General features: G+C 75.8%; 18 protein-coding genes and 1 CRISPR repeat array. Of the genes, 12 read left to right on the forward strand and 6 right to left on the reverse strand.

Going from position 1 to position 23,526, the window contains the following annotated elements; translation table 11 throughout:
- Positions 1-16: 16 nt before the first annotated feature.
- The 3 genes from CSPHI_RS11150 (at position 17) to CSPHI_RS11160 (ending at position 4,325) form a co-directional block, all read left to right on the forward strand.
- Complete coding sequence (locus tag CSPHI_RS11150) at positions 17-430, forward strand: universal stress protein (protein ID WP_075693324.1); 414 nt, start codon at positions 17-19, stop codon at positions 428-430.
- A 192-nt stretch (positions 431-622) separates the two neighbouring features.
- Entirely contained in the window at positions 623-817 is a 195-nt protein-coding gene (locus tag CSPHI_RS11155; protein WP_075693326.1) for a DUF2613 domain-containing protein, read from the forward strand.
- A gap of 10 nt (positions 818-827) precedes the next feature.
- Positions 828-4,325, forward strand: a complete 3,498-nt coding sequence (locus CSPHI_RS11160; protein WP_075693327.1) for an alpha-(1->3)-arabinofuranosyltransferase domain-containing protein — start codon at positions 828-830, stop codon at positions 4,323-4,325.
- Here the strand turns inward: CSPHI_RS11160 and CSPHI_RS11165 are convergent.
- Positions 4,211-5,449, reverse strand: coding sequence for an acyltransferase family protein (locus CSPHI_RS11165; protein ID WP_084210398.1), 1,239 nt, complete (start codon positions 5,447-5,449; stop codon positions 4,211-4,213). The two genes, CSPHI_RS11160 and CSPHI_RS11165, sit on opposite strands and share 115 nt — an antisense overlap.
- Positions 5,450-5,600: 151 nt before the next feature.
- Here CSPHI_RS11165 and pgfA point away from each other — a divergent pair, with 151 nt between their 5' ends.
- Together pgfA and CSPHI_RS11175 are read left to right on the forward strand one after the other, a co-directional pair.
- A complete protein-coding gene (pgfA, locus tag CSPHI_RS11170) occupies positions 5,601-6,746 on the forward strand; it encodes a cell envelope lipid trafficking protein PgfA (protein ID WP_075693329.1) in 1,146 nt (381 codons plus the stop codon).
- 109 nt (positions 6,747-6,855) lie between these two features.
- On the forward strand, positions 6,856-8,625 hold the full coding sequence (locus CSPHI_RS11175) for an MmpA family trehalose lipid delivery protein (RefSeq protein WP_075693331.1): 1,770 nt from the start codon (positions 6,856-6,858) through the stop codon (positions 8,623-8,625).
- Here the strand turns inward: CSPHI_RS11175 and CSPHI_RS11180 are convergent.
- The gene (locus CSPHI_RS11180) at positions 8,561-9,700 is read right to left on the reverse strand and encodes a glycosyltransferase family 4 protein (RefSeq protein ID WP_075693332.1); all 1,140 of its coding nucleotides are present in this window, start codon (positions 9,698-9,700) and stop codon (positions 8,561-8,563) included. The two genes, CSPHI_RS11175 and CSPHI_RS11180, sit on opposite strands and share 65 nt — an antisense overlap.
- Positions 9,701-9,784: 84 nt before the next feature.
- Here CSPHI_RS11180 and CSPHI_RS11185 point away from each other — a divergent pair, with 84 nt between their 5' ends.
- The 6 genes from CSPHI_RS11185 (at position 9,785) to CSPHI_RS11210 (ending at position 17,286) form a co-directional block, all read left to right on the forward strand.
- Complete coding sequence (locus CSPHI_RS11185; protein ID WP_245803314.1) at positions 9,785-10,600, forward strand: class I SAM-dependent methyltransferase; 816 nt, start codon at positions 9,785-9,787, stop codon at positions 10,598-10,600.
- Positions 10,601-10,732: 132 nt separating this feature from the next.
- Positions 10,733-11,965, forward strand: a complete 1,233-nt coding sequence (locus CSPHI_RS11190; protein WP_075693334.1) for an acetyl-CoA C-acetyltransferase — start codon at positions 10,733-10,735, stop codon at positions 11,963-11,965.
- Between the two features lie 33 nt (positions 11,966-11,998).
- Entirely contained in the window at positions 11,999-14,245 is a 2,247-nt protein-coding gene (locus tag CSPHI_RS11195; RefSeq protein ID WP_075693336.1) for a 3-hydroxyacyl-CoA dehydrogenase NAD-binding domain-containing protein, read from the forward strand.
- Positions 14,246-14,473: 228 nt separating this feature from the next.
- On the forward strand, positions 14,474-15,298 hold the full coding sequence (locus CSPHI_RS11200; protein WP_075693338.1) for a GDSL-type esterase/lipase family protein: 825 nt from the start codon (positions 14,474-14,476) through the stop codon (positions 15,296-15,298).
- An 87-nt stretch (positions 15,299-15,385) separates the two neighbouring features.
- Positions 15,386-16,078 (forward strand): pyridoxamine 5'-phosphate oxidase family protein, encoded by a 693-nt coding sequence (locus tag CSPHI_RS11205; RefSeq protein ID WP_075693339.1) that lies wholly within the window; start codon positions 15,386-15,388, stop codon positions 16,076-16,078.
- 113 nt (positions 16,079-16,191) lie between these two features.
- Positions 16,192-17,286, forward strand: a complete 1,095-nt coding sequence (locus CSPHI_RS11210) for an acyltransferase family protein (RefSeq protein ID WP_075693341.1) — start codon at positions 16,192-16,194, stop codon at positions 17,284-17,286.
- Here the strand turns inward: CSPHI_RS11210 and CSPHI_RS11215 are convergent.
- Positions 17,208-17,666, reverse strand: a complete 459-nt coding sequence (locus CSPHI_RS11215) for a carboxymuconolactone decarboxylase family protein (RefSeq protein ID WP_075693343.1) — start codon at positions 17,664-17,666, stop codon at positions 17,208-17,210. The two genes, CSPHI_RS11210 and CSPHI_RS11215, sit on opposite strands and share 79 nt — an antisense overlap.
- Positions 17,667-17,709: 43 nt before the next feature.
- The gene (locus CSPHI_RS11220; protein ID WP_075693345.1) at positions 17,710-18,777 is read right to left on the reverse strand and encodes a nitronate monooxygenase; all 1,068 of its coding nucleotides are present in this window, start codon (positions 18,775-18,777) and stop codon (positions 17,710-17,712) included.
- A gap of 117 nt (positions 18,778-18,894) precedes the next feature.
- On the opposite strand from CSPHI_RS11220, the gene CSPHI_RS11225 reads away from it, so the two are divergent.
- On the forward strand, positions 18,895-20,685 hold the full coding sequence (locus tag CSPHI_RS11225) for a choline/carnitine O-acyltransferase (RefSeq protein WP_075693347.1): 1,791 nt from the start codon (positions 18,895-18,897) through the stop codon (positions 20,683-20,685).
- Between the two features lie 449 nt (positions 20,686-21,134).
- Positions 21,135-21,590: direct repeats of the CRISPR family, unit length 29 nt; unit sequence GTCCTCCCCGCGCGAGCGGGGCTGTTCCC.
- Positions 21,591-21,708: 118 nt separating this feature from the next.
- Here CSPHI_RS11225 and CSPHI_RS11230 read toward each other — a convergent pair.
- Together CSPHI_RS11230 and CSPHI_RS11235 are read right to left on the reverse strand one after the other, a co-directional pair.
- Complete coding sequence (locus CSPHI_RS11230) at positions 21,709-22,911, reverse strand: globin domain-containing protein (protein ID WP_075693348.1); 1,203 nt, start codon at positions 22,909-22,911, stop codon at positions 21,709-21,711.
- 133 nt (positions 22,912-23,044) lie between these two features.
- Entirely contained in the window at positions 23,045-23,494 is a 450-nt protein-coding gene (locus CSPHI_RS11235; protein WP_075693350.1) for an Rrf2 family transcriptional regulator, read from the reverse strand.
- Positions 23,495-23,526 lie beyond the last annotated feature (32 nt).

Consider the following 23,526-nt stretch of genomic DNA (forward strand, 5'->3'; position numbering starts at 1 on the left):
GGACAGGAGCGCCCCGATGGGCCCGAGAATCATCATCGCCTACGACGGCTCCGCGCACGCCGACCGCGCCGTGGACCATGCCGCGGCCTGCCTGGACCCGGCCGCGGCGCATGTGGTCACCGTCTGGGAGCCGCTGCACCACCGAGGCCCCGGCGGGGCGGACCCGGCCCGGGAGCGCGCCGCGGCCACCTGCGCCGCCGGGGTGGCCCGGGCCCGGCAGCGGGGCCTGGCCGCCGAGGCGCTGCCGGTGGAGTCCGCCTCCGCGGTATGGGTCGCCCTGGTCGAGGCCGCGGAGGCCACCGGCGCGGACCTCATCGTCTGCGGCACCCGCGGCCACGGCGGGCTGCGCGGCATCCTCACCGCCTCCACCGCGGAGGCGGTGCTGCGCGAATCGGGGCTGCCGGTGCTGGTGGTGCCCCCGCCGGCCTAGGCTTCCGCGCCCCGGGCCCGGCGCGCTACGCTGGGCCGCGGGCGCGGACGGGCCGGATATTCCCCCCGAAACCCCCCGCCGGCGGCCGCCGGTGGTCTACAGTCGAATCCGTTCGCCCGGGCAACCATCCCGGGCCCCAGCCGCCACCGCGGGAGGCGCCGCGCCCCCGCACGAAGCAACCAGGAGCCTTGTATGCCCCACGAGAACCAGTCGGAGCCCCGCCGGAGCCTGGGCCCCGCCCTGGCCAGCGCCGTCGTCGGCGCCCTCCTCGGAGGTGCGCTGATCCTCACCGCCGCGAACGCCGCCTACCAGACCGAGCTGCCCGAGGCCGCCGCGGTCTCCCAGGACAAGGCGCTGCTCGGCGGCCCGGAGTACGGCGAGCGCTGACCGGCACTCCATGACCGACGCCACGCCCGCCGGGGCGCGGGCGGCGGCACCGGAGCCCACCATCCGGGTGCTCCCCCGACGGGGCCTGCTCGGCTGGTGGGCCCTGCTGTGCGCCCTGGCCCTGCTGCAGTCGCCCGGCCGGGTGGTCGCCGACACCAAGCACGACCTCACCGAGAACCCGCTGGGGCTGCTCGCCCGCTCCCTGACCATGTGGTCGGAGACCCTGCCGCTGGGCCAGCTGCAGAACCAGGCCTACGGCTACCTCTTCCCGCAGGGCGCCTTCTTCGCCGCCGCGGATCTGCTCTCCGGCGGGCACGCCCCGATGGCCCTGGTGCAATCCGCCTGGTGGGCGCTCACCCTCTGCCTCGCCTTCACCGGCTTCCTCCGCCTCGCCGAGGCCGCCGGGATCGGCGGCGCCCACCCGGCACCGCGGATCCTCGCCGCCGCGCTCTACGCGCTCTCCCCCAGGATGCTCACCACCCTGGCCGCGATCTCCTCCGAGGCGTGGCCGGTGGCGCTGGCGCCGTGGATCGCGCTGCCGCTGCTGCGGGTCGTCGGCGCGGCCCGGCCGGTGGGCCGGGCGGCCGCCGCCCGGGCGGTGGGCCTGTCCGCCCTCGCCCTGCTCGGCACCGGGGCGGTCAACGCGGTGGGCACCGCCGCGGCCTGCGTGCCCGCCGGGCTGATCCTGCTCGCCCCGGCCCTGTTCGGCCCCGCCCGGCGCCGGGCGTGGGCGATGCTCGGCGGCTGGCTGGCCGCCTGCGCCGCGGTGAGCCTGTGGTGGCTGGGCCCGCTGCTGCTGCTCGGCCGGTACTCCCCGCCCTTCACCGACTACATCGAGTCCTCCGGGGTGACCACCCGGTGGCTGAACCTCGCCGAGACCCTGCGCGGCACCACCTCCTGGGCGCCCTTCGTCTCCGTGGAGCGCGTCGGCGGCAACGCCCTGGTCGCCGAGCCGATCCTCATCCTGGCCACCACGGCGGTGGCCGCCGCGGGCCTGGCCGGACTGGCCTCGGCGAGCATGCCCCGGCGCCGGCTGTGGTGGGCGATGGCCCTGCTCGGCCTGGTCGCCATGTCCGCCTGGACCACCCCCTTCGGCCCCCTGGCCGACCCCGCCCGGGAGCTGCTCGACGGCCCGGCCGCGGCGCTGCGCAACCTGCACAAGCTCGACCCGGTGCTGCGCATCCCGCTGCTGCTGGGCCTGGCGCACCTCGCCGGCCGGCTGCCCTGGACCACGGCGACCTGGCTGCGCCCGGAGCGGCACCGCCGGGCCGCGGCGGCGATGCTGCTCACCCTCGCCGCCACCGGGGCCACCGCCCCGGCCTGGTCCGGCCGGCTCGCCCCCGGGCAGCCCTTCGCGGAGGTGCCCGGGCACTGGGCCGCCGCCGCGGACTGGCTGGCCGCCCACGCCGCCGGGTCGCGCACCCTGGTGGAGCCGGCGATGCCCTTCGCCGACCAGCGCTGGGGCTTCACCCGCGATGAACCGCTGCAGCCGCTGGCGCGCACCCCCTGGGCGGTCCGCGACGCGGTGCCGCTGACCCCGCCGGAGGCGATCCGGGGCCTGGACGGGGTGCGCGACGCCCTCACCGCGGGGGGCTCGGCCACGCTGGCGGCCACCCTGCGCGCCCAGGGGGTGGGCCATGTGCTGGTCCGCCACGACGGCCGGGCCTCCACCCGCAGCGGGGACCTGCGCGCCCTGGAGCGCACCCTGGCCGCCTCCCCCGGCATCGAGCCGGTCGCCGACTTCGCCGGGGCCGAGGGCCCGGCCGGGGTGGCCGGGGCGGGCCGGCCCGGCCGGGGCGCCGCCACCGGGGGGATCGTGATCTGGGCGGTCGCCGACCCCGGGGCGGATCTGCTCTCCCCCCGGATCGTCGACGCCGACCAGGTGCCGCTGGTCTCCGGCGGACCCGAGGCGCTGCCCCGGCTCGACGAGGTCGACGGGGACGCCCCGGTGCGGATCCTCGCCGGGGACGGCGCCGGCACGATCACCGACACCCCCGCCCGGCGCGGCCGCAACTACGGGGAGGTCGTCGGCGCGGTCACCGGGATCCTCGCCCCCGGGGAGGACACCGGGGTGGCGAACCTGGTGCCCGACTACCCCGTCGCCGGGATCCCGCTCACCGTCACCGGGGTCGGCGGCGGCGCGGTGCGGGCCTCCTCCAGCGCGGACCAGCCCTACAACTTCGGCGGCGCCCAACCGCAGCATTCGGTGAGCGCCCTGGTCGACGGGGACCCGCGCACCTGGTGGGAGCCGGCCCGCGGCACCGGCCAGGCCGAGTGGGTGGAGCTGGCGCTGCCGGCGGGTGCGGCCCCGGCCAGCGTGGAGCTCACCGCCGCCCGGGTGCCGGTCCGGGTGCAGGTGCGCGCCGGCGGCGCCTCGACCTCCACCGCGCTCACCCCCGGGGAGCCGACCCGGGTGCAGCTGCCCGGCGGGGCGGGCCCCGCCGGGGCCCCGGTGGTGCGGATCACCGCCACCGGGGCGCCGCTGGGCTTCGCCCTCGCCGAGGCGCGGGTGCGCGACGCCGCCGGGGCGGACATCACCCCGGTGCGGATGCCGGTGGTGCCGGACTCCTCCGAGCGGGCCCGGCGCTGGGTGCTCGGCCAGGAGATCGACGAGACCGTCCTGCGCCGGGCGATCACCCTGCCCGGGGAGCGCACCCTGCGGGTGGATTCGGCGGCCTGCCGCGCCGGGCTGGACGACTCCTGGACCCGGGTGGACGGGGAGCCGGCGGCCTGCGGGGCGGAGCTCGAGCTGGCCGCCGGAATGCACCGGGTGTCCTCCGCGGCGCGCTGGGTGGCGCTCACCGACGCGGGCTTCCACGCCCCGGCGGCGGCCGCCCAGGGGGTGCGCCCGGCCCCGCCGGGGACGGAGCTGGCCGCCGCGGGGGGCGCCCGGATCCTGTGGCGGCCGGTGTCGGTCAACGCCGGCTCCCGGGCCCGGGTCGGCGGGGTCGTCCTGGACCCGATCACCGTCAACGGCTGGCAGCAGGGCTGGGTGGTGCCCGCCGGGGTCTCCGGCACCCTGGAGCTGGACTTCGCCCCGCAGGCCGCCTGGCGGGGCTGGATCCTCGGCGGCGGGGCGCTGGCGGCGGCCCTCGCCCTGGTCGCGGCGGGCCTGGCCCGGCGGGTGCCGGGGCCGGGGAATCCGCCGGCCGCCGGAGCGGGGCTGGCCGCGGGCCCGCCGCCGGCGGCGACCGCGGCGCTCGGGGCGATCTCGGCGACGCTGCTCGCCGGCTGGCCGGGCCTGGCGCTCACCGCCGCCATCGGCGCCGCCGCGGCGGCGCTGACCCGGTACTCGCCGCGCCGGCCCACCCCGGCGGGGCTCGGCGCGGCGAGCGCGGCGCTGCTCGCGGTGGTCGGCGTCGCCGCGGCGCACCGGCCCTGGCCGGCCGAGGGCTACCTGGCCGGCACCTGGTGGCTGCAGCTGGCCGCGCTGGCCGCGCTGGCGCTGGTCGGGGTCGCCCAGTGCCTGCCCAGGGCGCGCCGGGCGGGCTCCTCCACCAGCGCGTAGGAGGCCGCGGCGACCGGGATGGTCAGCGCCACGGTGAGCAGCGCCACCGCCGGCAGATGCCCGTCGAAGAGGCGCACCCCCAGCAGCGGGAAGGCCACCGAGAGCATCGCCATATGCCAGAGGAAGATCCCGTAGGACCAGCGGCCCAGGGCCTGCATGGGGGCGGAGGCGAGCACCCGGGAGGCCGGTTCGATGGCCCAGGGGCCGATGATCCCGGCGCCGAAGACCAGCCCGCACAGCAGCCGGCGCAGGAACTCCCAGTGGGTCAGCTCCACCAGGCCCTCCGGGCCGAGGCGGGCGGCCAGCAGCAGCGCCGCCGCGGCGAGGCCCAGCCCGACCCAGCGCCGCGCCGCATACCGGCGCAGCCGGCCCAGCAGCGCCCGCCGCGCCGGATCCGGGTGCCCGGCCAGGGACTCCGCCTCGGCGAGCACCATGCCCGCGGCGAACCAGGAGAAGTACGCCGCCGGCTGGATATGCGGGTTGACCCCCTCCGGGTAGGGCAGCGGCAGCCAGGCCCAGCCGAGGCTGGCCGCGGCCAGGCCCGCCAGGGCCAGGATCCGCGCCCCCTGCCGGCGCACCGGGTCCAGCCGGCGCAGCAGGATCGCGAAGGCCGGCAGCGCCAGGTAGAAGGACACCTCCACGGACAGCGACCACAGGTGGGTGAGCCCGCCGTGCAGCCCCTCGGCGACGAAGACCTGGGTGAGGGTGAGGTTCGCCGCCCAGGCGCGCAGCCCCGCCCCGGCGCCGACCGGCAGCACGAGCAGCACCACCAGCACCAGCACCCAGTAGGCGGGCAGGATCCGCGCGGCCCGGCGCCGGTAGTAGCGGCGCCAGTCCCCGCCGCCGCGGTGCGAGCGCCAGAGCAGGAACCCGGAGAGGGTGAAGAACACCGCGACGAAGAAGTCGAAGCGGCCCAGCGCCCGCTCCCACAGCGCCCCGGTGTCATGCCCGGTCTGGAAGGCGGCGTGGGTGCCGATGATCCCGATCGAGGCGACCGCGCGCAGCCCCTCCAGGGCGGGCAGGAACCCGGGGCGGAAGGCCGGCCGGTGCTCCGGCACCCGGCCGGCGGGGGGCTGGGCGGGCTGGGTCACGGCACTCCTCCCGGGGTCGTCGTCGATGCTCATTCTGAAAGGTTATCCGCAGGTCATCGCCCCCGCACGGGGTTCCGGGACCGGGGTGCGCCGGGATATTATCCGGAAATCACCGCACCCCCGGCGGGAAACCTGCTAGGTTTCCTCCGAGAACATACCCCCGTGGAAGGATAGTCACCGCCCCATGGCCAAGAAAGCCCTGTCGCATATCGCGATCATCGTCGGCGCCGCCCTCATCGTCATCGCGGTGCTGCTGCCCACGTTCCTGGTGCCCAAGCTGAAGTCCCTGCCGCTGGACACCAAGAGCACCACCATCACCGACGTCCGGGAGGGCGCGCTGCTCGACTCCGGCGCCCTCGCCGAGAACAAGCCGGTGCCCCCGGCCAAGGACGACCCGGAGTGCGCGGACGAGGACAACCTGCCCATGCACTGCTTCATCAACACCGAGGTGCCGCTGAAGTCGGTGCGCCATGTGCACATGGAGGATCCGGCGGACGCGAAGGTGGTCACCTTCGAGGTCGGCACCACCATCCTGCGCATGGACCGGGATGAGCCGAAGAACCTGATCAACGCCTCCGTGGACCGGGTCACCCTGGACCGGGCCACCCAGTGGCCGGTGGACGAGCCCACCTCCACCATCGCCATGTCCAATCCGCAGGAGCCGGGCGGCGACCAGCTGCGGCCCTTCACCCGGCCGGGCATCCAGTACCAGTTCCCGCTGGGCGCGGAGAAGAAGTCCTACGACTACTACGACGTGGTCGGCCTGCTCGAGCAGGACATCGACTTCATGGGCGAGGAGAAGCAGGACGGCGAGACCGTCTACCGCTACGAGATGCAGATCGAGCCGGTGAACCTCTACGAGCAGTTCAAGGCGCATCAGACCGCCGAGGGCCGCAAGCTCACCGAGGCGGACAAGAACTACATGGCCTCGCTGCGCCTGAAGCTGCCCGCCGCGTTCTGGGGCGAGGAGGGCGATGACGAGATCGAGATGGACCGGTACTACACCAATGTGCGCACCGTCCGCGTCGAGCCGACCACCGGCATGATCGTCAACGGCACCGAGCACATCTTCCAGTACTACGCCAAGGACGACGCCGAGGCCCGGGCCATCGCGCACGGCGAGGGCCGCAAGGCCGAGGAGGCCAACCGCAACCGCACCGCGATGGACTTCGAGGCGCAGTGGAGCGAGCAGACCAAGGACAACCAGCTGTCCATGGCCCGCGACTCGAAGAAGCAGCTGAAGATCGCCAGCGTGTACGCGCCGATCCTGCTGGTCATCATCGGCGTCGTGCTCATCCTGCTGGGCATCCGGGGCCACCGGCGCAGCTGACCGGCGGGCCACGGGGCCGGCTCCCGCAGGGGCCGCCGCGGGCGCGGGGTGGCACCCCGCGCCGGCGGCGGCCCCGCGCCGATCCCGGGCCCCGTTAGACTTCCCCGGTGTGGACTCCCCCGCCCGATCCCGCGCCGCCGCCCGGCCCCGCGCGGAGGCCGGCCTGACCCCCGGCTCCCTGGTCGCCGTCGGCTGGTCGCTGCTGCTCACCGCCGCGGCGCTGTGGCCGCTGGCCCGGCCCGGGGAGCTGATGCTGCGGGATATGGTGGTGCCCGCCCGCCCGGCGCTGACCGACGCGGCCCTGGGCCTGGGCGGCGCCGCCGCCCGGGCCACCCCCCAGGACGCGCTGCTCGCCCTGGCCGCGCACGGCCCCGGCGCCCCGGCGGCGGCCGCGCTGGTGCTCTTCACCGCGTTCATGATCGGCGGGGTCGCCGCCTCCGAGCTGGCCCGCCGGGCCCTCGGCGCGGGCGCGGCCGGGCAGCTCGCGGCGAGCACCATCACCCTGTGGAACCCCTTCGTGGTGGAGCGGCTGCTGCAGGGCCACTGGTCCCTGGTCGCCGCCGCGGTGCTGCTGCCGGCGATCGCCCTGGCCGGGGCGCTCGGCCGGCCCGGCTGGCGGGCCAGCCTGCTCGCCCTCGCCGGGCTCACCCCCACCGGGGCGCTGCTCGGCGCCGCGGTGGCGCTCACCGCCGCCCGCGGCGCCCGGGACCGGCTGCTCGCCGCGGCGAGCGCCGCGGCGGTGTCCGCGCCCTGGCTCATCGCCGCCGCCCTCGGCGGCGCCCCGGCCACCGCGGACCCGGCGGCGGCGGGCGCCTTCGCCGCCCGCGCCGAGCACCTGGTCGGCACCCTGGGGGCGCTCGCCGGGCTCGGCGGGATCTGGAACGCCCAGGTGGTGCCCGGCTCCCGGGAGCACGCCGGTTCGGCGCTCACCGTGGTCCTGCTGCTCGCCCTGTTCGCCATCGGCGCCCGCGCCGCCTGGGGGCGCGGGGCGGGCCGGGCCGCCCCGGTGCGGCTGCGCCGCCGGCTCATCGCGCTCGCCGCGGTGGCGGTGCTCGCCCCCGCCCTGGCCGCCACCGGGCCGGGGCTGGCCGCCGTCGCCGCCGCCCAGGAGCAGCTGCCCGGGGCGGGGCTGCTCCGCGACGGGCAGAAGTGGGTGGCCCTGGCGCTGCCCGGCTACGGGCTGCTCGCCGCCGCCGGGGCGGAGACCCTCGCCGCGGGCCTGCCGGATCGGCGCCGGCTGCTCGCCGGGGCGGTGGCGGCGCTCACCGCGATGGCGGCGGTGCCGGAGCTGCCCCGGGCGGTGGCCCCGCTGGCCCCGCAGCCGGCCTGGCCGGGCTGGCAGTGGGTCACCGGGCTGGTCGCCATGGACGATGGCGCGGTGGCCAGCCTGCCGGCGGCCTCCTACCGGGTGGTGGACGGCCGGCCGGTGTACGACCCGGCGACGAAGATCCTGCCCGCCGAGGTGCTCGGCACCCCGGAGCTGCTCATCGGCGGGGTGGCCGTGGACGACGCCGCCGGCCGCCCGGCGCGGGTGCGCCGGCTGCTGCTGGACCCGCCGCCGGACGCGGTGGCCCGGCTCGCCGCCGAGGGGGTGGCCTGGGTGCTGGTCGCCGATTCGCCCGGCCCGATGGGCGAGGCGGAGCGGGTGCTGGACCGCCTGGAGCTGGTGCACGCCGATGCGCGGCTGCGGCTGCACCACGTACCCGGCCCGGTGGCCCGGCCCGCGCCCGCGGATCGGCGCCCCGCATGGGCGGGCCTGGCCGCCTGGGCGGCCGCGGCGCTGGCCGGGCCGGCCGCGGCCGCGGTCGCCGCGCTCAGCGGCGCCGGGCGGCGGCGACGAGCACCCGCTCCACCGCCGCGGTCGTCGCCGGCCAGCTGAACCGCCCGGCGCGCCGCCGGGCCGCCGCGCCGAGGCGATCCCGCAGCCCGGGGTCGGCGAGCAGCCGGCCCACCGCGGCGACCAGCTCCGCCGGGGTGCCCGCGAGCAGCCCGGTGGCGCCGTCGACCACCGAATCGCGCAGCCCCGCCGAGGAGCGGTAGCCCACGGTGGGCACCGCGTGCTGGGCGGCCTCGATCACGGCCAGCCCCCAGCCCTCCTTCCGGGAGGGCATCAGGTGCACCCGGGCGGCGGCGAGCAGGGCGTGCTTGCGCTCCTCGGTGACCTGCCCGTGGAAGACCACCCGGTCGGCCACGCCCAGGGCCCGGGCGTGGCCGCGCAGCCGATCCGCCCACCAGCCGTCGCCGATGACGTCCAGGCGCAGCCCCGGCCACCGCGGGGCCAGGGCGGCCACCGCGTCGATGGCGTGCTCGATCTGCTTATGGGGCACCAGCCGGGACAGGGTGACCAGCCGCGGCCCGGGGTCGGCCGGCGCCGCCGCCGCAGCGGCGCCGGCGGGCACCGGGTCCACCCCGTTGCGGATCACCTCGATATCGGATCCGCGCACCCCCAGGGCGCGCAGATCCGCGGCGGAGGGCTCGGAGACGGTGATGTACCGGCAGCCCCGGTGCACCTGGGGGGACAGCCGGGATTCGATGAACCAGCCCAGCCGGCCGGTGAGCCGGCCGGCCACCGGCCACTGCTCCCGGTGGCAGTGGTGCACCAGCAGCACCGTCGGCGCCCCGGCGAAGATCCGGGCCAGGAAGGGGATCCCGTTCTGGGTGTCCAGCACCACCTCCGGGCGCCCGCCCAGGGCCCGGGCCAGCGGCCCGTGGCCGAGGCGGGCGGCGGCCATCGCCGCCCAGGCCCGGGGGTAGACGGTGTAGCCGCCGCCGGCGCGGGAGAAGGCCACCCCGCCCCGGCGCTCCGCCGCGGCCGCGCCCGGGTAGGCCGCGGTGCGGTAGACCACCCGGTGCCCGGCGGCGGCGAGGGCGCCGGCGACGTGCTCGAGGTAGCGTTCGCTGCCCCCGCCCTCCGGGTGGCCGGTGTCGCGCCAGCACAGCAGCAGAATCCTCATGGGGGGGACTGTAGCCGCCGCCGGCGGCGCCGTTTGCCCGATCCCCGAGGCGGCCGGCGGGGCGGCTCGGGTAGTTTCGGCCCCGTGCGCCATCGCCTGCCGAACCCCGCCCCCCTGCGCCGCCTCGCCACGCTGCGCCGCTCGGTGGGCCTGCTCGCCGCCTTCCGCCATGAGCGCGAGCGCCCGGAGCTGTTCTACGGCCCGCTGGCCGAGGACACCGCGGAGCTGCTCGCCGCCATCGCCGCCGCCGCCGGGGCCGGGGGGCTGCGCGGGATGCGGATCCTCGACGTCGGCGGCGGCCCCGGCTACTTCGGCCGGGCCTTCGCCGAGCGCGGGGCGGACTACGTCACCTGCGAACCCGATGTCGGGGAGATGGCCGCCGCGGGCATCCGCCTGGACTCCTCGGTGCGCGGCTCCGGGCTGGCGCTGCCCTTCCGGGACGGCGCCTTCGATCTCACCTACTCCTCCAACGTCGCCGAGCACGTCGCCGAACCCTGGCGGATGGGCCGGGAGATGCTGCGGGTGACCCGGCCCGGCGGGCTCATGGTGTACTCCTACACCTGCTGGTGGGGCCCCTTCGGGGGCCATGAGATGGGGCTCACCCACTACCTCGGCGGGGCGCGGGCGCGCCGGCTCTACGAGCGCCGGCACGGCCGGCGGCCGAAGAACGCCTACGGCGAGTCCCTGTTCGAGGTGGGCTGCGCCGAGGGCCTGGCCTGGGCGGCCGAGCAGGGCCGCACCGGCGCCGCGGAGCCGCTGGCGGCCTTCCCCCGCTACCACCCCCGCTGGGCCTGGTGGCTGACCCGGGTGCCGGTGCTGCGCGAGGTGGCGGTGTCGAACCTGGTGCTGGTGCTGCGCCGCGGCGCCGATCCGCTCCCGGCTCCCCCCGCGATGCGGTGACCTGCGGCGTCGGGCGGGCGGTCACCCCCATTGAGAAGGGCATGCGGAGATAATCCGCCGAGGGGTGATGCGCGGCGTCCCGCGCGGCTAGGGTGACGTGGGACACTCCCCAGACGACGCAGAGGACTGATTATGACCAACGCCACGAATCCCGCGGGCGGCGCCTTCATCTACGAGGCGATCCGCACCCCGCGCGGTAAGGGCAAGAAGGACGGGTCGCTGTATTCGGTGCGGCCGGTCTCCCTGCTCACCGGCCTGATCGACGAGATCCGCGACCGCTTCCCGAACCTGGACGAGGAGCGCATCTCCGACTTCATCGTCGGCTGCGTGACCCCGGTCGCCGACCAGGGCGCCGACATCGCCCGCACCGCCGCGCTCGCCGCGGGCCTGCCGTACCGCACCGGCGGGGTGCAGGTGAACCGCTTCTGCGGTTCCGGGCTCACCGCGATCAACCTCGCCGCGCAGAAGGTCGCCTCCGGCTTCGACGAGCTCGTCCTCGCCGGCGGCGTGGAGTCGATGTCCCGGATCCCGATGGCCTCCGACGGCGGGGCGATGGCGATGGACGCCGAGGTGTCCTTCGCCACCGACTTCGTGCCCCAGGGCATCTCCGCGGACCTCATCGCCTCCCTCGACGGGATCGGCCGGGACCGCCTGGACGCCTTCGCGGCCCGCTCCCACGAGCGCGCCGCGAAGGCCTGGGCGGAGGGGGTCTTCGACCGCTCCGTGGTCCCCGTGGTCGACGCCAACGGGCTGACCATCCTGGACCGGGACGAGACCATCCGGCCCGGCACCACCGCCGAGTCCCTGGCGAAGCTGCGCCCGGCCTTCGAGCAGATGGGCGCCATGGGCGGCTTCGACGCGGTGGCGCTGAAGAAGTACCCGCAGCTGGAGTCGATCACCCACGTGCACCACGCGGGCAACTCCTCCGGCATCGTCGACGGCGCGGCGCTGACCCTCGTCGGCTCGGAGCGCGCCGGCGCGGACATGGGCCTGGAGCCGCGGGCCCGGATCGTCGCCATGGCGGTCAACGGCGTGGAGCCGACGATCATGCTCACCGGCATCGAGCCGGCCGTGCGCGAGGTGCTGGCGAAGGCGAACCTCTCCGTCGAGGACATCGACGTATGGGAGATCAACGAGGCCTTCGCCGCGGTGGTGCTGCACGCCCAGGAGGCCCTGGGCATCGACGAGGAGCGGCTCAACGTGCACGGCGGCGCGATCGCCATGGGCCACCCCCTCGGCGCCACCGGCGCGATGATCACCGGCACCGCCATCGACGAGCTGCACCGCTCCGGCGGCCGCTATGCGCTGATGACGCTCTGCGTCGCCGGCGGCATGGGCGTGGCCACCATCGTCGAACGCGTCTAGAACCCCCACCCGAACCTTTCAAGGAGACCCCAAATGACCGACACCATGTTCCGGTGGGACAAGGACGCCGACGGCGTCGTCACGCTCACGATGGACGCCCCCGACGCCCCCGTCAACACCATGAACGACACCTTCCGCGAAGGCCTCGTCGCCACCGTGGAACGCCTCGAGGCCGAGCTCGCGGAGGATCCGAAGTCCATCCGCGGGGTCATCATCACCTCCGCGAAGAAGACCTTCTTCGCCGGCGCCGACCTGACCGAGATGGTCAAGGCCGGGCCCGGCGACGCCGCCGCCATGTTCGAGATGGTGCAGGGCATGAAGGACGCGCTGCGCCGGATCGAGCGCGCCGCGGTGCCCGTGGTCGCCGCGATCAACGGCTCCGCCCTCGGCGGCGGCCTGGAGATCGCGCTGGCCGCGAACCACCGCATCGCCGCGGACGCCCGCGGCTCCAAGATCGGGCTGCCCGAGGTGACCCTCGGCCTGCTGCCCGGCGCCGGCGGCATCGTGCGCACCGTCCGGATGCTCGGCATCCAGGACGCGCTGATGAACGTGCTGCTGCCGGGCAAGCAGATGCGGCCCGCGCAGGCGCTCAAGGCCGGCCTCGTCGACGAGGTCGTCGAGCCCGGGGAGCTGCTCGACCGCGCCCGGGCCTGGGTGACCTCGCCGGAGGCCACCGCGACCCAGCCCTGGGACGAGAAGGGGCACCGGATCCCCGGCGGCACCCCCACCTCGCCGAAGCTGGCGATGATGCTGCCCTCCTTCCCCGCCAACCTCACCAAGCAGCTCAAGGGCGCGCCGATGCTCTCCCCGAAGCGGGCGATGCAGGCCGCCATCGAGGGCGCCCAGGTGGACTTCGACACGGCGCTGACCATCGAGTCCCGCTACTTCACCGAGCTGGCCTGCGGCACCCAGTCGAAGAACATGGTGCAGGCCTTCTTCTTCGATCTGCAGCACTGCAACGGCGGCGGCTCCCGGCCCCGCCGGGCCGACGGCACCCCCTTCCCGACGACGGAGTTCCGCAAGGTCGCCGTCGTCGGCGCCGGCATGATGGGCGCCGGCATCGCCTACGTCTGCGCGAAGGTGGGCATGGAGGTCGTGCTCAAGGACGTCACCCTGGAGAACGCCGAGCGCGGCAAGAACTACTCCGAGAAGCTGGAGGCCAAGGCGCTGTCCCGGGGCCGCACCACCGAGGAGAAGTCGAAGGCGCTGCTGGACCGGATCCACCCCACCGACTCCTACGAGGATCTGCACGACGTGGACATCGTGGTGGAGGCGGTGTTCGAGAACACCGAGCTCAAGCACAAGGTGCACGCCGAGATCGAGGCGGCGGTGCCGGATACCGCGGTGCTGGGCTCCAACACCTCCACGCTGCCGATCACGGAGCTGGGCGAGGCGGTGGAGCGCACCGGCGACTTCATCGGCCTGCACTTCTTCTCCCCGGTGGACAAGATGATGCTCATCGAGATCATCTCCGGGGAGAACACCTCCCCGGAGACCCTGGCCAAGGCCCTGGACTTCTCGGTGCAGATCCGCAAGATCCCGATCGTGGTGAACGACTCCCGCGGCTTCTACACCTCCCGGGTGATCGCCACCGTGATCAACGAGTCCATGCGGATGGTCGCCGAGGGCCACCAGCCCACCCTGGTGGAGGCCGCCTCCCGGCAGGCCGGCTACCCGGCGGCGCAGCTGCAGCTCGCCGATGAGCTGAACCTGAAGCTGATGAAGAAGGTCCGCGAGGAGACCGAGGCGGCGATGCGCGCCGCCGGGCACGAGATCGAGGACGGCGGCGTCGCCGGGCTGGTCAACCGGATGCTGGAGGAGTTCGACCGGCCCGGCCGGCTGGAGGGCCGCGGCTTCTACGAGTACGTCGACGGCAAGCGCACCCGGCTGTGGCCGGGCCTGTGGAGCGAGCTCGGCGCCGGGTCCATCCCGGCGGAGGAGACCAACCTGCAGGACCTGGTGGACCGGATGCTGTTCATCGAGGCGATCGAGACCCAGCGCTGCATGGACGAGGGCGTGGTGGTGGAGGACGCCGACGCCAACATCGGCTCCATCTTCGGCATCGGCTACCCGGCGTGGACCGGCGGCACCCGCCAGTTCATCGTCAACTACGACCGGTTCTCCGGCCGCCCGGAGGCGGCGAAGGCCGCCGGCGTGGTGGACGGGGCGCTGCCCGACGGCACCCCGACCCTGGGCGTGCCCGGGTTCGTGGCCCGCGCCGAGGAGCTCGCCGCCGCCTACGGCGAGCGCTTCACCCCGCCGGCCTCGCTGAAGGGCTAGACCCCCCAGGGGCCCCACCGGCCCCACCCGACCCCCTGGTGGGCATGCGCACCAGGGGGTCGGCCCATGCCCCCGGACACCCGCCGCCACCTCGTTATTTCCCCGTTACACCCCCGTTATCGCCCGGCGGGCTTTCCATTGCCCCCCAAACGGCTTATCCTGTACCGGTATGTCCCGCGCCGGGCCGCGGCCCCGCCGCCCGCGCACCACCGTCGACGAAAGCAGCCCATGCGCCTCCGCACTGTCCTGGCCACCGCCGCCGCCACCGCGATTGCGGCGATCTCCCTGCCGGCCGCCCAGGCCGCGCCCGGAAACGCCGTCGTCCTCGGCGACTCCCTGGCCGCCAACCCGACCGTCTACGACTTCGCCGCCGGCAAGGCCAACCTGCCGCTGCCGGACGCCCGGATCTCCAAGGCCGGCTGCGGCACCGACTTCCGCTTCAGCGGCGCCTACGGCGCCGCCGCCGGCCGCCACGTCGACGACTACACCTGCGCCGGCGCCTCCTACCGCACCGGCGGGATGCGCATCGCCGAGCAGATCCAGCGCGCCCGGGACAACGGGGACCTCAACGGGTCCACCCGCGAGGTGGTCATGCTCGCCGGGGCGAACGACACCTACCCCTACGTGCTCAACGACCACATGCCGGTGCCGGAGGTGCGGGAGAACCTGCGCGCCGCGGTGCGCGAGGCCATCCACCAGGCCAAGGCCGCCGCCCCGAACGCGGTGGTGAAGGTGGTCGGCTACCCGACCGTCTCCGCCCCGGACGGCACCGTGTGCGTGTTCAACCTCGCCCCGAACGCCCCCGGCGCGCCCACCCCGGGCGTGAACATCCGCGAGATCGAGGACGCCCTGCAGGGCGCCGTCGCCGACGCCGCCCGCGACGCCGGGGCCCGCTTCGTCGACTCCAAGCGGGTCACCGGCGGCCACGGCACCTGCGCCGCCGACCCGTGGGTGGCCGGGATCGTCTCCATGAACGCCGGCCCGCACAACCTGATCCTGCACATGACCGACGCCGGCCTGGACGCCGTCGGCGGCAACGCCGCCCGCGGCTGACCGCCGCCGGCCGCGAGGCCCCCGGCGCGCCCCGGCGGCCCCCGAGAACGGGGGCCGCCGGGGCGCGCCGGATCTATGGTGGCCGCCATGCACCAGCCCCCGCCCGATGACCTGCCCGCCGCCCCCGGGCACCCGCGGCTGAGCTACGCCGAGCTCGCCTTCGACGAGCACGTCCGCGCCCGGCAGCGCGCCGTGGGCGCACACCACCGGATCGACGAGCCCGCCGAGGGCGCGTTCGAGTTCGAGCCCGCCGACCGCAGGCTCATCGCGAACGCGGACATGGCCATGATCGGCACCGTCACCGGGGCGGGCTGGCCCTACGTCCAGCACCGCGGCGGTCCCCCCGGGTTCGTGCGGATCCTCGGCCCGGACACCCTGGCGATCCCGGATCTGGCCGGCAACCGGCAGTACGTCACCACCGGCAACATCGACCGGGACGGCCGGGTGTGCCTGTTCTTCGTCGACTTCCCCACCCGGCGCCGGCTGAAGGTCTTCGGCCGCGCCCGGGTGCTCGACGCCGCCGGACACCCGGAGCTGGTGGAGCGGCTGCGCGATCTCGGGGGCGGCCGCCGGCTGCGCTCCCGGATCGAGCGGGTGCTGCTCATCCGGGTCACCGCGGTGGACGCCAACTGTACGAAGCACATCACGCCGCGCTGGGATCGGGGGTACATCGACGAGCTGACCGGCCTCTACCGGGCCGACATCGAGGAGCTGAGGGCCCGCCTCGCCGAGGCCGAGGCGGAGCTGGACCGGCTCCGCGGGGCCGCGGGGCGGGGGTAGCCGGCCACCCCCCGACCCCCGGGCGGGGTTTGGCCGGGCGCGGTGCACCGGGGATGCTCGGTTGCGTCCGAGGGCACGCAACGGGGCCGGCGACGGCCCGGGGAAGGGGCGAGATGGCGGCGAGCGCCGCACGCGCCGGCCGGGTCGGCTGGGTGGATCTGGCCAAGGGGATCTGCATCCTGCTGGTCGTCGCCTACCACGTGAACCTGGACCCCTTCCCCTCGACGGCGATCGCGACCCTGCTGCGGCCCACCGGGGTGCTGCGGATGCCGCTGTTCTTCTTCGTCTCCGGGCTCTTCGCCGGGCGGCTGCTCGTCGGCGACGGCCGCTGGCTGCTGCGCCGCCGGGTGTGGCCCTGGGCCTTCCCCTTCACCCTGTGGACCATCATCTACCTCGGCGGAATGCACCGGGAGCCCCCGGCGGCGATCGCCGCCCAGCTGGTCACCCCCACCTCGCACATGTGGTTCCTGCAGGCGCTCATCGTCTACAGCGTCGCCACCTGGGCCACCCGCCGGCTGCCCCGGGGCGCGGTCCTCGCCCTCGCCATCGCGCTGGCCCTGGCCGGGCCGCTGCTCTGGGGCTGGTCCCCGTGGAACCAGATCCTGCGCTGGTGGCCGGCCTTCCTGCTCGGCATGGCCGCCCGGGAGCTGCTGGTCGGCGCCAGCGCCGGGGAGCTCACCCGGCGCCGGCTGGCCTGGTGGGCGGCCGGCGCCGCGGCGCTGTGGCTCCTCGGCCAGCTGCTGCGCGGGCAGGTGACCATCCCGGCCGGGCCCGACCAGCCGCCGGCGCTGCACGCCGCCGCGCAGCTGGTGTGGCTCTGCCGCGCCCCGGCGGGGGTGGCCCTCGCCCTGGCCCTGGCGGTGTGGCTGGACCGGCGGCGGGGCGGGCCGTTGGGCGCCCTGGCCCGCCGGCTGCGCGCCATCGGGCAACGCACCCTGGCGATCTACCTCACGCACATCCCGGTGGACATCCTCCTCGAGTACCGCCTGATCGGCTCCTCGGAGCGGCTCACCTCCCTCGGCGAGGCCGCGCCCTGGGCGGTGAGCATCGCCGCCTTCGCGATCTGCCTGGCCGCCGCCCGCGCCCTGGAGGCGCTGGCGGTCAACGTGGCCTGGCTGCGCTGGCTGGTCTACGCCCCGGAGCTGCCCGGGTCCGCGGCCCCGTCCGCCCCGCCGGCCTCGCCGAGCTCGGCGACCAGGACCTCCTGAACCACCGACATCGCGGACAGCGCCGCCGGGGCCCCGCAGTAGCCGGCGGAGTGGATCACCGCCTCCACGATCTCCTCCCGGCTCAGCCCGTTGCGCAGCGCCCCGCGGACGTGCCCGCGCAGCTCCCCGGTGGCGCGCAGGGCCACCAGCATGCCGATGTTGAGCAGGCTGCGGTCCCGCTTCGCCAGGCCCTCCCGGGTCCACACCGAGCCCCACACGGTCTCGGTGATATGCCGCTGCAGCGGCTCCCCGTCGCTGCCCGCGGTGCGGGCCAGGGCCGCGTCCACGAAGTCGTCGCCCATCACCTCCCGGCGGATCCGGATGCCCTCGTCGTAGCGGGCGTCGGCGGGCAGGGTGCGGTTGTCGTCCTTCGGCGTCATGGCGCCCATGATGCCAGCCCCCGCCGCGGCCGGGGCCGGCGGCTCAGCGGCCCGCCTCCGGCAGCAGCCCGGCGAGGATCTCCGCGGCCGGGGCGACGCGGCAGGCGGCGAAGCCGGAGCCGGCCCACAGGTTCAGCCGCTCCGGGTCCCCGGCGGCGGCCGCGGCGGCGCGCATCGGGGAGCTCAGGTGGTGCAGCTGCGGGTACAGCGCCGGGGCCTCCGGGATCCGATCGGTGACCTCGTTGGCGATGCTGCGCGCCCAGCGCCCGGAGAAGGCCCGGGTGAGGGTGGTCGGCCGCCCCCGCAGCCGCAGCAGCGCAGCGACGTGGGCGGGTTTGGTGCCGGCCTCCTCGGCGGTGAGGAAGAGCGTGCCCACCTGCACCGCCGCCGCCCCGGCGGCGCGCAGCCGGGCCACGTCCGCGGGCCCGGCCACCCCGCCGGCGGCGATGACGGGGACCTCCCCGGCGGCGGCCGCCGCCGCGGCGACGAGCCCGGCCGGCCCCGGGGCCGTGGCCGGGTCGTCCGCGCCGGGGTCGTCCACCCCGGCGACGGTGGCGCGGTGCCCGCCGGCACCGATGCCCTGGACCACCACCGCATCCGCCCCGGCGGCCACCGCGGCGCGCACCCCGGCGAGGGTGGTGGCGCCGAGGGCGACCGCCTTGCCCGCCGCCTGCAGCCGGTCGATCTCCGCCGCGGCGGGATGGCCGAAGGCGAAGCTCACCCAGCGACAGTGCGCCGGGGCGGCCCGCGCGATCTCGAGTTTCGCCGCGTAGCCGTCGTCATCGGCATGCGGGGTGGCCGGCAGCGCCGCGTCGGGGAAGGCGGCGGCCAGCCGGGCCCGGTGCGCGGACCACTCCGCCGCGGCGGCGGCCGCCGGCGGGGCCTCGGGGGCCGGGGTGGGGTGGAAGATGTTCACCCCGAAATCGCGGTCGGTGGCGGCGGCCACCGCGTCGATCCGGCGGGACAGCTCCTCCGGGGCGAGGTACCCGCCGGCGAGCAGACCCAGCCCACCGGCGGCGGAGACCGCGGCGGTCAGCTCCGGGGTGGAGGGCCCGCCGGCCATCGGGGCGAGCACGATGGGCAGCTCGGGCAGCGGGATGTCGCGGGTCATCGGGGCTCCTTCCCTCGGGGTGGCGATCCACCATAGGCGGCCCGCGGCGGGGGTGGACCAGGTGGTGTGCGCGATAAACCCGGGCGGGACCGGCGCCGCCCCGGATAAACTGGGCCAATGAACCACGAGTCCGCACCCCCGTCCCCCCGCCCCGCCGAGCCCGGGACGCCGCTGCCGGTGCCCGATCTCGACACCACGCTCAACCGCCTGGAGACCGTGGTCTCCGCGATCGCGGACGCGCCCACCCTGGCCGCCACCCGCGCCGCGGTGGAGTCCTTCCGCACCGGCGCCGGCCCCGAACTCCACCGGCGCCTCCTCGACGACGCCGAGGAGCGGGCCGCCGCCGGCTCCAGCTGGCTCGCCGAGGGCTGGCTCCACGACTACCTCGACGTGCGCGACCCGCTGCCGCTGGCCACCAACGTCGGCTTCCAGGTGCGCCTGGACTCCCCGGCCAGCGGCCTGGACCGGGCCGCGGACCTGGTGCACCGCGCGGTGCGGCTGCACCTGGACCACGTGCACGGCCGCACCCCGGAGGAGGTCGACGCCCGCGGCAACCGGCTCTCCCCCGCCCAGTGGGAGTTCCTCGCCGGCGGGGTGCGCATGCCCGCCGAACCCCGCGACCGGATCCTCGCCCCCGCCCGCCCCGCCGCCGGGCCGCATGAGATCGGGGTCATCGTCTCCGACCGGATCTGGGCGCTGCGGATCACCGACGACGCCGGGGAGGCGCTGCCGGTCGCCGCGCTGCGCGCCGGCCTGGAGCGCGCCCTGACCTCCGCCAAGGAGGTGCCCCGGGAGTCGCCGATCCCGCTGCCGCACATGTCCTACCTGCCGGCCGCCGCGGGCGCCGCGGTCACCGGGGCGCTGCGCGCCGAACCCGCCGGCGCGGCGATCTTCGACCGGATCCGGGACATGCTCTTCACCGTCCATCTGCTGCACCGCACCCCGCGGCGGGCGGATGCGGCCCTCCGGGACTGCGCCTTCGGCCCCGGCAACGCCTGGGCCACCAAACCGGTGACCTACGAGATCGGGCTGGACACCGACTGGGCCTGCCTCCACGTGGAGCACTCCACCGTCGACGGGGCGACCATCCTCACCCAGATCGCCCGGATGCAGGCCGCCGAACCGGCGCTGCCGGACGGCTCCGCCGACCCCGGCCCCGCCGCACCCGCCCCGGAGGAGCTCACCTGGTCCCCGCCCGCGGAGCTGCTGCCGGTGCTCCGCGACGCCCTGGAGTCCTACCGGGACCGGGCACGGGATCTGGCGGTGCGTCTGGTGAAGGTGCCCGCCCCGGACACCTCCGATCTGGGCGTGAAGGTCAGCGCGGACGCGATCTGCCAGCTCATCCTCACCATCGCGCAGAAGCTCGCCTACGACCGGGTGCGCGCCGTCTACGAGGCGGTGGACATGCGCGAGTACGTCCGCGGCCGCACCGAATGCCTGCGCGCGGTGACCCCGGAGGCGGTGGCCTTCGCCGAGGCCCTGGTCGCCGGGGAGGCCGAGCCGGCCGGCTTCGCCGCGGTGATGGCCGCACACCGCGGCTGGGTGAAGGCCTGCAAATCCGGCGACGGCATGGACCGGCACCTGTGGGCGCTGCGCCGCACCGCCGCCGCGGCCGGGGAGGAGCCGGGGCTCTTCGAGGACCCGGGCGTGGTCGCCGCGCGCACCGATTTCCTGTCCACCACCTCGATCGGCTCGGATGCGGTGATCCGCCGCTACACCTTCGCGCCCACCGTGCCCAACGGGTTCGGGGTGAACTACACGCCCCTGGACGGGGAGATCGAGTACTGCCTGAGCTTCTCCTCCTCCCGCACGGAGGGCCACATGGCCTTCCAGGCCGCGCTGTCCGACGCCGCCCGCCGGCTCGGCCGCTTCCTCGACGAGGTCCGCGCCGGCGCCACCGAGGGCTGAGCCCCGCTCCCTAGCGCACCGCGCCGGACACCGACCCCGGTGTCCGGCACGGCGCACCCGGGTGAGCCAATGGCGCGGCGCCACCGGCCCGATGAGCTCGACACGGGCGCTGACCTGCCCGAACCCCGGGATCCGGGCACGGCCCGATCCGATGCCGGAGCCGGGCCGGCAGCGGCGGATCCCGGCGCTCCCGGCCAGCGGGGTCCGGGTCCGCGGCCCGACCCGGACGGCCGGCACTGGCCCGGCCATCTCATGGGGATGCACCCGCATGGAGCGCAGGCAGCCGAGCAACACCACCACCGCGTGGACGCTCAGCACGAGGATCATCACGCGCGGGTGCGTGCCGGGGCCACGGTGGGGTTCCGATTCTTTCGGTCCGATACCCGCGCCACGGCGCGAAAGCGAATGTAGATTGAGCCGTGCCGGTGCATAGCCGCAGGTCAAGAAGTGTCCTCCCCGCGCGAGCGGGGCTGTTCCGGCGGCGGGGGCGCTGTCGCGCTTTGGAGGCACGTCCTCCCCGCGCGAGCGGGGCTGTTCCCATCAAGTACTCCGCGGAGACCGGGTGGGATATGTCCTCCCCGCGCGAGCGGGGCTGTTCCCGCGATCCGGTGGGGCTCCGCCTCGGCGGCCGCGTCCTCCCCGCGCGAGCGGGGCTGTTCCCCCACCGCAGCACCTTCGCGATGGTCATCGGCTGTCCTCCCCGCGCGAGCGGGGCTGTTCCCCGGCCGGTCGGCTTCCGGTCCAGCAAGACCGTGTCCTCCCCGCGCGAGCGGGGCTGTTCCGGAGCACATGATGAGCACCAATGATCGCCACCAGTCGTCCCTGCGCGAGTGGGGCTGTTCCGAACACCATCGTCGCCCACACGAACGGGTGGCAGTCGTCCCCGCGCGAGCGGGACTGTCCCCTTTGCCCGCGAATCCGACACGGTGGCCCACAAGGGCGTCCCCGCGCCGGCGGGCCCGGGGAACGGCGACGCCGGCGCACCCGGGCGGGGTGCGCCGGCGTTGCCGGGGAGGGGCGGGATCAGCCGTCGACGAGCCAGTCGTTGGGGCTGAACAGCTCGAAGTGCACCCGGGACTTGTCGATCCCGGCCTCGGTGAGCTGCGCCCGGATGGCCTGCAGGAACGGGTTGGAGCCGCAGAGGTAGTAGTCGGCGTCCTCGGGCAGATCCACCTCGGACAGGTCCATCAGGTCCGGCTCGTACCAGGTGCGGGATTCGCCGTGGGCCAGGGCCTCGACGGCGCCGACCCGGCCGGAGCGCAGCACATCGGCGTCCTCGGAGCGGTCCGCGTGCAGGGCGAGCACCCGGCGGTCGGAGTCCACGGCGACCAGGTGGTCCAGCATGCCGAGCATCGGGGTGACCCCGATCCCGGCGGAGATGAGCACCACCGGGGTGTCCGCGGCGGTGTCCAGCACCAGGTCCCCGGCGGGCAGCGAGATCTCCACCACGTCGCCGACCTGGAGCTCCCTCCACAGCTGGGTGGAGACCTCCCCGGCGGGGATGCCCTCGGCGGGGGCGCCGTCCTCGCGGCGCACCGCGAACTCCAGCACCCCGCCGCCGGCGTTGGTCAGCGAGTACTGGCGCAGCTGGCGGGCCCCGTCCGGCATGGTCTGCCGCACCGAGATGTACTGGCCGGGCCGGAAGCCGGGGGTCTCGCCCTCGACCAGGCGCACCCCGAAGCGCACCACCCGGTCGCCGTGGTCGGTGCGGGAGACCACCTCGGCGTCGCGGAAGACGTCGCCGTCGGCGACGCCCATCTCCCGGTAGGTGCCGCGCTCGAAGTCGACGAGCACCCGCTGCATCTCCAGGTACACCTCGTCCCAGGCGGCGCGCACCTCGCCGGAGAAGACCTCGGGGGTGAGGATCTCCTCGATGGCGTCGAAGAGGTGCTTGTGCACGATGGGGTACTGCTCCTCGACGATGCCGACGGAGACGTGCTTGTGCCCGATCCGGGCGAGCAGGTCCACCGGGTCCGGGGCCTCCGGGTCGACCAGGGTGGCGGCGAAGGTCGCCACGGAGGCGGCCAGGGCCTTCTGCTGGGCGCCGATCTTCTGGTTGCCGCGGTTGAAGGTGTCCGCGAGCAGCTCCGGGTGGGCACCGAACATCCGGCGGTAGAAGTTGGGGGTGATGTCGCCGATGTTGGCGCCGACGACCGGGAGGGTCTGCCGGATGAGCTCGGCGTGCTCGGGGGAAAGGGCGGTCTTCTCGACGGCGATCTCCGTCATGGGGTCCTCCTGCGGGGGTTGGCTGCGCCATGGGTGGATGGCGGAGTCCAACCTACCCTTAATACGCACCCCGGATTCCACTTAAAACCGCGGATGAGAGCTGAATCACCTTAACCATGGACTTCGGCCAGGATCAGCGAACCTGCTCGCGCAGCGGCCCGGCCAGCGCCAACGGCACCGGGCCGACCCCGTCCCGGGCGATCAGGTCATCGACGGTGACCCCGTCGAGGTGGGCGAAGAAGGCCTCCTGCGCCTCGGCGAGCGCCCCGCGCAGCCGGCAGAAGGGGATCATCGGGCACTCCGCGGCCTCGCAGTCGATGACCTCCCCGGTCTCCAGGGCGCGCAGCAGGCCCCCGATGGACCGCCCGGTGGCCCCCTCGACCAGCCGGATCCCGCCGCCGCGGCCCCGGGTGGCCACCAGCACCCCGAGTTCGCCCAGCCGGGTGACCACCTTGGCCACATGCGCCGGGGAGGCGTTGAGCTCCGCGGCCACCCCGCGGGCGGTGAAGCGCCGCCCCTCCTCCGCGGCGGCCAGGCGCATGACGAGGCGCAGGCCGAGATCGGAGAACATGGTGAGCTGCATAAGCCCAGGATAGCCGCCGCCGGCCCGGATTC

The sequence above is a fragment of the Corynebacterium sphenisci DSM 44792 genome, from assembly GCF_001941505.1.
GTDB lineage: Bacteria > Actinomycetota > Actinomycetes > Mycobacteriales > Mycobacteriaceae > Corynebacterium > Corynebacterium sphenisci.

Coding starts and splice junctions, on each gene's coding strand:
- CSPHI_RS11220 (WP_075693345.1), bottom strand. CDS start 18,777: ATGACCCGCGACATCCCGCTGCCCGAGCTGCCCATCGTGCTCGCCCCG.
- pgfA (WP_075693329.1), top strand. CDS start 5,601: ATGGCCAAGAAAGCCCTGTCGCATATCGCGATCATCGTCGGCGCCGCC.
- CSPHI_RS11210 (WP_075693341.1), top strand. CDS start 16,192: ATGGCGGCGAGCGCCGCACGCGCCGGCCGGGTCGGCTGGGTGGATCTG.
- CSPHI_RS11150 (WP_075693324.1), top strand. CDS start 17: ATGGGCCCGAGAATCATCATCGCCTACGACGGCTCCGCGCACGCCGAC.
- CSPHI_RS11180 (WP_075693332.1), bottom strand. CDS start 9,700: ATGAGGATTCTGCTGCTGTGCTGGCGCGACACCGGCCACCCGGAGGGC.
- CSPHI_RS11165 (WP_084210398.1), bottom strand. CDS start 5,449: ATGAGCATCGACGACGACCCCGGGAGGAGTGCCGTGACCCAGCCCGCC.
- CSPHI_RS11200 (WP_075693338.1), top strand. CDS start 14,474: ATGCGCCTCCGCACTGTCCTGGCCACCGCCGCCGCCACCGCGATTGCG.
- CSPHI_RS11190 (WP_075693334.1), top strand. CDS start 10,733: ATGACCAACGCCACGAATCCCGCGGGCGGCGCCTTCATCTACGAGGCG.
- CSPHI_RS11225 (WP_075693347.1), top strand. CDS start 18,895: ATGAACCACGAGTCCGCACCCCCGTCCCCCCGCCCCGCCGAGCCCGGG.
- CSPHI_RS11235 (WP_075693350.1), bottom strand. CDS start 23,494: ATGCAGCTCACCATGTTCTCCGATCTCGGCCTGCGCCTCGTCATGCGC.
- CSPHI_RS11215 (WP_075693343.1), bottom strand. CDS start 17,666: ATGACGCCGAAGGACGACAACCGCACCCTGCCCGCCGACGCCCGCTAC.
- CSPHI_RS11155 (WP_075693326.1), top strand. CDS start 623: ATGCCCCACGAGAACCAGTCGGAGCCCCGCCGGAGCCTGGGCCCCGCC.
- CSPHI_RS11230 (WP_075693348.1), bottom strand. CDS start 22,911: ATGACGGAGATCGCCGTCGAGAAGACCGCCCTTTCCCCCGAGCACGCC.
- CSPHI_RS11195 (WP_075693336.1), top strand. CDS start 11,999: ATGACCGACACCATGTTCCGGTGGGACAAGGACGCCGACGGCGTCGTC.
- CSPHI_RS11205 (WP_075693339.1), top strand. CDS start 15,386: ATGCACCAGCCCCCGCCCGATGACCTGCCCGCCGCCCCCGGGCACCCG.
- CSPHI_RS11160 (WP_075693327.1), top strand. CDS start 828: ATGACCGACGCCACGCCCGCCGGGGCGCGGGCGGCGGCACCGGAGCCC.